This window comes from Deferribacterota bacterium (assembly GCA_034189185.1).
In the GTDB taxonomy this organism is placed as follows: Bacteria; Chrysiogenota; Deferribacteres; order Deferribacterales; family UBA228; genus UBA228.
Map to the genome: position 1 here is coordinate 1 of JAXHVM010000147.1, position 4,539 is coordinate 4,539.

Consider the following 4,539-nt stretch of genomic DNA (forward strand, 5'->3'; position numbering starts at 1 on the left):
TTTTACTAACGTATTTACCAAAAGCATCAGAATTATTACTAATAAGTTTATTTTTGCCTATGAGGAAATTTTTGCTCCTTGCTAATTCTTCTAAGCTATTTGGTATAGAAGCTTTTTCTTTGCTAACATTAGTTGTATCTAGAAAATGCTCAACTGAATTAATAACGTCTTTGCTGGTTTTATCTTCATTAGAAAAGTTATCCAAAAATTTAGTTATTATGTCATATATCTCTCTTAAAGATTCTTTAATTTTTTCGTTAATTATTTTATTAGAATTCTTCATATCAATAGTATTAGGTATTTCTTTCCCTACCATATCACTATTTACATTTTTCGTGGAAAAAATTTCCCCATTTTCAAATAAATGCTCTATAGATTTCTTTAATTTGTTAAGCTTATTAAATAAATCTCTATTTGATGCCTCATCAGTATTTTTTTCCCCTACCTCATTAATATTTCTCAAATAATTTAATAATTCTTGAAATGTATTATCCCCACTTGATTTATCTTTATCTATTTTACTATGCGTAGTAGGAAGATTTGAAACCAAATGTTCAACCATATCAAAACGCATGCTTATTTTACCTCGTTAATGTATATTGAAAGTTTTATGCCAAAATAAAAAGTTAAGGTTATAATTATTAATTATTATAAAGGTTTAGCAAATTATAAAAAATAGAATAAATATAAATAGATAACAAAAGTCTTTAATAGGGCCGCATAGTTTCTATATGATTACATATAGGGCATATATCACTATATTCATTAAATAAATTATCACATTTTAAACATTTATAATTATTATCATCTAAAATTTCTTTGGTAATAATATTTGGCTCAAATTCTAGATACTTTCTAGCTATTAATCTTTTAACGCCATATTCCTCAGCAGTCTGTTTTAATAATGTAAGTGCTTTTTCAGATTTATTCATCTTATTATAAAAATTTATCAAATATAATACAAAAAAGATATTCTTTTCGTTTAGCCTGTATCTATATAAAATCTTTGATGCATAATCCTCAATGTCACCAAATTCATAATAAATTTTTTCTAATTCAATTAGATCATTATCACTTTTCATCAACTCTTTTTCAACAAACTCATCAATTAAACTTATTGTGTGTTTTTTCTCACCTCTCTTATAATAATGCTTTATTAGAGCCATATTACCCCTTCTACTTCTTTCATAATATTTTAGTCCCTTCTTTATTAACCTTATATATTCCTTTGAAGTCTCATCGTATTTATTGCTTACTGTAAAATAGCTGTAAGCCACCTCTCTTTTAAAGGATCTTCCAGAAATTTTTTCAAGCTTCTTATAAGCTGAAACCGCCCTTTTAAAATTGAGAGTATTACTATAGGCATCTGCTAATATTTTATAAATATCTTCATCCTTTCTTTTGATGTCATTTGATATATCAATTACTTTTTCATAATCACCATAACTATAATATGACCTTAAAAGCTCTCTTTTTACATAACCCCTTAACCATCCCTTGAGCCTAGCATCTGCAAGAACAGTTTCAAATAGTTTAATTGATCTTTTATAATCTCCTTTTTTTCTGCACAATTTTCCAAGGACAATATAATCTTCAATCTTTGAATCACCTTGTAAAACTAAATTCTTATAAAATTCTAAGCATTTATCTAAATTATTATCTAATAGATAATCTATTATCTTAAATAATTGTTCAAAATTTTTCTCTTTCACTATTTTACCACCTAATTTTAGCTGCATTAACTCACTCATTTGTATCTTTTTCCGTTAAGGAGATATTTCTCAATTTTACTAATTCATTCTCTTTAACTCTTAACTCCTTTTTAAGATTATTCAATTGCCTTTTCAATTTCATTCTATCAGTTATAAATAACATATAGACAATGAGCATGCCTAAGAAAAAACATATTATCATAACAATAAAAAGGGGTATTTGTAATGGTTCATAATTTACAAAATATTTAACGGGTACAATCTCCATATTAAAGGCACCAAAAACAACAATAATACACAAAAATAGAATTTTAATTATTAACTTAATAAATTTCATTATATACTCCTTATTCACATTTTATTAAAATAATCTACAATTTCATCATATAATTCAAAAAGATCAATTGACATAACCTTTGTTTCTGAAAGAACGGGTATAAAATTTGTATCACCACTCCACCTTGGGACAATATGTAAATGCAAGTGATCATCTATGCCTGCACCAGCAGCTTTACCTATATTAAAACCAATATTAAATCCCTCTGGGTACATATTATCCTTTAGTACTTTAACTGATATATCGAGCATCTCTTTCATTTCTAAAAATTCTTTCTCATTTAATTTTGTAATATCACTTAAATGCCTATAAGGCACAACCATAAGATGTCCAGGGTTATAGGGATATAAATTCATAATGATAAAATTATTAACACCCCTCTTTAAGATTAAAGATTCCCTGTCATTAGTTTTATCTTTACCAATACAAAATATACAATTTTCACTCTTAAGAAAGCCTGACTTAATATAGTTTTTTCTCCATGTTGCCCACAACCTATACATTTTCTAATTTCCTATCTAATTGCTTTAAAATATAGCTTACTTTTTCATTAATTACAATATCAGCATCCCTATCTAAGGGAGTATTTTGTAAATTTATAATCGCAAGTTTACTACCAGTCTCTTTCGCCCTATGTGGCAATAGCGCAGCTGGGGTAACTACCAAAGATGAGCCTAATGAAATAAATAAATCACATCTCTCTGCCTCGGAAAAAGCCTCATTTAATGTATCTGTGGGCAACATTTCGCCAAAGAAAACAACATCTGGTTTTATAATACCACCACAACTACATTTAGGAGCTTCATTTTTTTCTTTATAATATTTAATTATTTCTTCAGTTTTAAATTTTTTTCCACACTTCATACATATTGCCTTTCTCATATTGCCATGCAATTCTAATACCTTTTCTGATCCTCCTTTTTGATGCAGGCCGTCTATATTTTGAGTTATAATACTCTTGATTTTACCCTTTTTCTCATATTTACCCAAAAAATAGTGTGTAAAATTTGGTTTTGCATTAAATGTATCTCTTATACCATCTAATAGAAATTTATAAAAAGCCTCTGGATAACGCATAAAATAATCAATTTCAACAATCTCTGGGGAGTATTTATTCCACAATCCAGATTTTGGACTCCTAAAATCGGGTATACCACTTTCTGTTGAAACGCCTGCTCCAGTTAAAACAACTATATAATTTGAAGATCTAAAATATTCTACTAATTGCTCAATCTGATTTGACATTCCTATTCCTTTTTATAAAATATAGATTTCTTAGATACACAAAGGCACCACCAGCTTGTCCAACTGTAAAAACTATATCTTTCCTTAGAATCGCATAGGTTAAAAGTAAAATACCACCTGCTAAACTAAAATACCAAAATACTACAGGTATTATACTCTCCCTATATTTCTCAGTATAGACCCATTGTATAAAGAATCTCATAAAAAAGCAGAATTGCCCTGCAAAACCAATTATAAGTAAATATAATTCAAATTTTGACATTTGCATCAATCTTAATATATCTTTTAATCATCCACCTAACAACAAAAATATCCGCTAGCCCACTTATTGCTCTACTGATGTTACCATATTTTGATTTACCGCTCCTACGGGGTCTATGATCAACCTTAATCTCCTTAATTTTTGCTCCTTCCAGTCTCATAAGGGTGGGTAGAAATCGGTGTAAACCATTAAACATTTTTATTCTCTTTATAATCTCAGCTTTCATAATCTTTAATGAACACCCTGTGTCATTTATATTTTCACCAAGCAACAAATTTCTTGTTATATTTCCAACCTTACTCCCAAATCTCTTCCACAAGTCATCTGCTCTTTTATGTCTCCAACCAATTACCATATCATATTCTCCGTAGTATTCTAGCATTTTAATCATATCCCACGGGTTATTTTGAAGATCGCTATCCATTGTAACAATAATCTCACCTTGTGCATAAATGAAACCGGCAGCCAATGCAGCAGATTGACCTTTATTACTACTAAAAGAAATATATTTAATTTTATTATTACGTTGTGAAACCTCTTTGATAACCTTAAGGGTATTATCAGTGCTTCCATCATCTACAAATATAACCTCATAATTATCACCAATATTTTTTAATACTTTCTCTAACTCTTCAATAAGAGGGGATATGTTTTTTTCTTCATTATATGCTGGAATTACTATACTAATCTTTTTCATCATAAACTGGAATCTTTACTGTAAATATTGTCCCCACATTTAATTTTGATTTTACACTTATTTCAGCATTATATAGCTCTAGTATATGTTTTACAATAGACAACCCTATGCCCGATCCACTCTGTTTTGTCGTGTAAAATTCATCAAATATATGTTTTATTTTCTCCTCACTTATACCAACACCATTATCCTCAATGTCAAATATAATAAACTCTTCACTGTCGCTAACTATTAAGTGTATCTTGCCCATTCCTTTTTCACTTACCGCGTCATAAGCATTTTTAAT

8 protein-coding genes are annotated in these 4,539 nt (G+C 28.5%); all 8 read right to left on the reverse strand.

Annotated features, from left to right (window positions below):
- Positions 1-574: hypothetical protein (locus SVN78_08660; GenBank protein ID MDY6821676.1), on the reverse strand; the 574-nt coding region annotated here is incomplete at its 3' end.
- A gap of 133 nt (positions 575-707) precedes the next feature.
- Entirely contained in the window at positions 708-1,751 is a 1,044-nt protein-coding gene (locus SVN78_08665; GenBank protein ID MDY6821677.1) for a hypothetical protein, read from the reverse strand.
- Positions 1,744-2,049 (reverse strand): LapA family protein, encoded by a 306-nt coding sequence (locus SVN78_08670; protein MDY6821678.1) that lies wholly within the window; start codon positions 2,047-2,049, stop codon positions 1,744-1,746. The genes SVN78_08665 and SVN78_08670 overlap by 8 nt, the downstream gene beginning before the upstream one ends.
- Positions 2,050-2,063: 14 nt before the next feature.
- Positions 2,064-2,552, reverse strand: a complete 489-nt coding sequence (locus SVN78_08675) for an HIT domain-containing protein (protein ID MDY6821679.1) — start codon at positions 2,550-2,552, stop codon at positions 2,064-2,066.
- Positions 2,545-3,294 (reverse strand): NAD-dependent protein deacylase, encoded by a 750-nt coding sequence (locus tag SVN78_08680; GenBank protein MDY6821680.1) that lies wholly within the window; start codon positions 3,292-3,294, stop codon positions 2,545-2,547. Before SVN78_08680 ends, SVN78_08675 begins: the two co-directional genes overlap by 8 nt.
- A complete protein-coding gene (locus tag SVN78_08685) occupies positions 3,278-3,562 on the reverse strand; it encodes a lipid-A-disaccharide synthase N-terminal domain-containing protein (protein ID MDY6821681.1) in 285 nt (94 codons plus the stop codon). The genes SVN78_08680 and SVN78_08685 overlap by 17 nt, the downstream gene beginning before the upstream one ends.
- Complete coding sequence (locus SVN78_08690) at positions 3,543-4,256, reverse strand: glycosyltransferase family 2 protein (protein MDY6821682.1); 714 nt, start codon at positions 4,254-4,256, stop codon at positions 3,543-3,545. Before SVN78_08690 ends, SVN78_08685 begins: the two co-directional genes overlap by 20 nt.
- A partial coding sequence (locus tag SVN78_08695) for an ATP-binding protein (protein ID MDY6821683.1) occupies positions 4,240-4,539 on the reverse strand: 300 nt, incomplete at its 5' end. The genes SVN78_08695 and SVN78_08690, both read right to left, overlap by 17 nt.